General features: G+C 71.4%; 1 protein-coding gene. It reads right to left on the minus strand.

Annotated elements, in window-relative coordinates:
- Nucleotides 1–111: 111 nt before the first annotated feature.
- On the minus strand, nucleotides 112–399 hold a 288-nt coding region (locus I6F24_RS37375), incomplete at its 5' end, for a formate dehydrogenase accessory sulfurtransferase FdhD (protein WP_225156621.1).

The following is a 399-nucleotide window of genomic DNA, read 5'->3' on the forward strand; positions in this document are numbered from 1 at the left end:
GTCCAGGAGGTCGCCGCCGCGGGCGCGGAGCTGATCCTGTTCACCCCGTTCGCCGACCAGGCCGAGCAGATGGAACGCGTGGCCGCGGAGGTCATGCCGCGGATCTGACGCTCACACCCCGGCCGGCTCCAGCACCCGCTGGTCACCGGTGTAGAGGTTCATGCTGGTACCGCGCAGGAAACCGACGAGGGTCATCCCGTTCTCCTCGGCCAGCTCCACCGCCAGCGACGACGGCGCGGACACGGCCGCGAGGAACGGGATCCCGGCCATCGCGGCCTTCTGCACCAGCTCGAACGAGGCCCGCCCGGACACGAGCAGCCCGCAGTCCGACAGCGGAACCCGGCCCTCCAGCAGCGCCCAGCCCAGCACCTTGTCGACGGCGTTGTGCCTGCCCACGTC

It is taken from the genome of Bradyrhizobium sp. BRP23, from assembly GCF_020194135.1.
Classification (GTDB): domain Bacteria; phylum Pseudomonadota; class Alphaproteobacteria; order Rhizobiales; family Xanthobacteraceae; genus Bradyrhizobium; species Bradyrhizobium yuanmingense.